The organism is Pseudomonas sp. P5_A2_2 (assembly GCF_054177685.1).
On the sequence record NZ_JBGCUL010000662.1, the window covers coordinates 1 to 2,529 of the forward strand.

General features: G+C 61.9%; 2 protein-coding genes. Both read left to right on the forward strand.

Features of this window, described 5'->3' with window-relative positions; genetic code table 11:
* A partial coding sequence (gene fdnG, locus ACXRVY_RS23850) for a formate dehydrogenase-N subunit alpha (protein ID WP_458238412.1) occupies positions 1-1,983 on the forward strand: 1,983 nt, incomplete at its 5' end.
* Positions 1,984-2,529: 4Fe-4S dicluster domain-containing protein (locus tag ACXRVY_RS23855; protein WP_458238413.1), on the forward strand; the 546-nt coding region annotated here is incomplete at its 3' end. It lies immediately after the preceding gene.

A 2,529-nucleotide genomic window follows, 5' to 3' on the forward strand; every position in this document is an offset into this window, starting at 1 on the left:
GTCTACCAATTGATGAAGCAGCATTACAGCCGCTACACCCTGGAGCTGGCCAGTCAGGTCTGCGGCATGCCCGTGGACGCGATGCAGAAAATCTGGGAAGAGATCGCCACCTGCTCGCAACCGGGCAAAACCATGACGATTCTCTACGCGCTGGGCTGGACCCAGCACTCAACCGGCTCGCAGATGATCCGTAGCGCGGCCATGGTGCAATTGCTGCTGGGCAACGTCGGCATGCCGGGCGGGGGCGTCAACGCCCTGCGCGGGCACTCCAATATTCAGGGCCTGACCGACCTGGGATTGCTGTCCAACCTGTTGCCTGGTTACCTGACCTTGCCGGCCGAGGCCGAACAGGATTACAACGCCTACATTGCCAAACGTGCACTCAAGCCGCTGCGTCCCGGGCAGATGTCCTACTGGCAGAACTACGGCAAGTTCCACGTCAGTCTGATGAAGGCCTGGTACGGCGCCAATGCCACCGCCGAGAATCACTGGGGTTACGACTGGCTGCCCAAGCTGGACATTCCCGGCTACGACATCCTGAAAATGTTCGACATGATGAGCAAGGGCGAGGTCAATGGCTACCTGTGCCAGGGCTTCAACCCGATCGCCGCCTTGCCGGACAAAAACCGGGTGATGAAGGCGCTGGCGAAACTCAAGTGGCTGGTGGTGATGGACCCACTGGCCACCGAAACCTCGGAGTTCTGGCGCAACGTCGGGCCTTACAACGACGTGGAAACGGCCAGCATCCAGACCGAAGTCATCCGCCTGCCCGCCACCTGCTTCGCCGAAGAAAACGGTTCGCTGGTCAACAGCGGCCGCTGGCTGCAATGGCACTGGAAGGGTGCCGATGGCCCGGGGCAGGCGCGCACCGACGTGAAAATCATGGCCGAGCTGTTCTTGCGCCTGCGCAAGCGTTACCAGGCCAACGGCGGTGCCTGGGCCGAGCCGATCCTCAAGCTCGACTGGCCCTACAAGGTACCGGATGACCCGACGCCGGAAGAGCTCGCCCGGGAATTCAACGGCTACGCCATCGCCGATGTCACCGACGCCTCGGGTGCGGTGGTCAAGGCCGGTCAACAGTTGTCCGGCTTCGGCCAGCTCAAGGACGATGGCAGCACGGCATCCGGTTGCTGGATTTTCTGCGGCAGCTGGACCGAGCAGGGCAACAACATGGCCCGGCGCGATAACAGCGACCCTTTCGGGATGAAGCAGAACCTCGGCTGGGCCTGGGCCTGGCCGGCAAATCGACGGATCCTCTATAACCGCGCCTCGTGCGACCCGAAAGGCAAACCATGGGACGCGAACAAACGGGTGGTGTGGTGGAACGGCAAGGTCTGGACCGGCACCGACGTGCCCGACTACAAAGTCGACGCCGCACCGGAAGCGGGCATCAACCCGTTCATCATGAACCCCGAAGGCGTGGCGCGTTTCTTCGCCCTCGACAAGATGAACGAAGGGCCGTTCCCGGAACACTATGAGCCGTTCGAGACACCCATCGGCATCAACCCGATGCACCCCAACAACAAGCAGGCGACCAGCAACCCGGCCGGGCGGATCTTCGATTCAGTCTGGGACACCCTCGGGCAGGCCAAGGACTTCCCGTATGCGGCGACCAGCTACCGGCTGACCGAACACTTCCACTTCTGGACCAAGCATTGCCCGATCAACGCCGTTACCCAACCCGAACAATTCGTCGAAATCGGCGAGGTGCTGGCCAAGGAGAAGGGCATTGCTGCCGGTGACCGAGTAAGGGTCAGCTCCAAACGCGGGCATATCGAAGCGGTGGCGGTAGTGACCAAGCGGATTCGTCCGCTGCAGGTCAACAATCAGGTAGTTCACCAGATCGGTATCCCCTTGCACTGGGGCTTCACCGGCGCCACCCGTCACGGCTACCTGACCAACACCCTGGTGCCGTTCCTCGGCGATGGCAACACCCAGACCCCGGAATCCAAGTCATTCCTGGTCAACGTGGAGAAAGTCTAAATGGCCAGCCAAGACATCATTGCCCGCTCGGCCACCACCACCCCCGCGCCGTCGATACGCGGCGTGGAGGAAGTCGCCAAGCTGATCGACACCACCAAATGCATCGGCTGCAAGGCCTGCCAGGTCGCCTGCTCGGAATGGAACGAGTTGCGTGACGAGGTCGGTCACAACCATGGCACCTACGGCAACCCGCAGGACCTCACCGCAGAAACCTGGACCTTGATGCGCTTCACCGAGCACGAGACCGACGCCGGCAACCTGGAATGGCTGATCCGCAAGGACGGCTGCATGCAYTGCGCCGAGCCCGGTTGCCTGGCGGCATGCCCCAGCCCGGGGGCGATCATCAAGCACGCCAATGGCATCGTCGATTTCGATCAGGACCACTGCATTGGCTGCGGCTACTGCATCACCGGTTGTCCGTTCAACATTCCACGGATCTCGCAGAAGGATCACAAGGCCTACAAATGTACGTTGTGCTCGGACCGGGTGGCGGTAGGGCTGGAACCGGCCTGCGTGAAAACCTGCCCGACCGGTGCCATCGTTTTC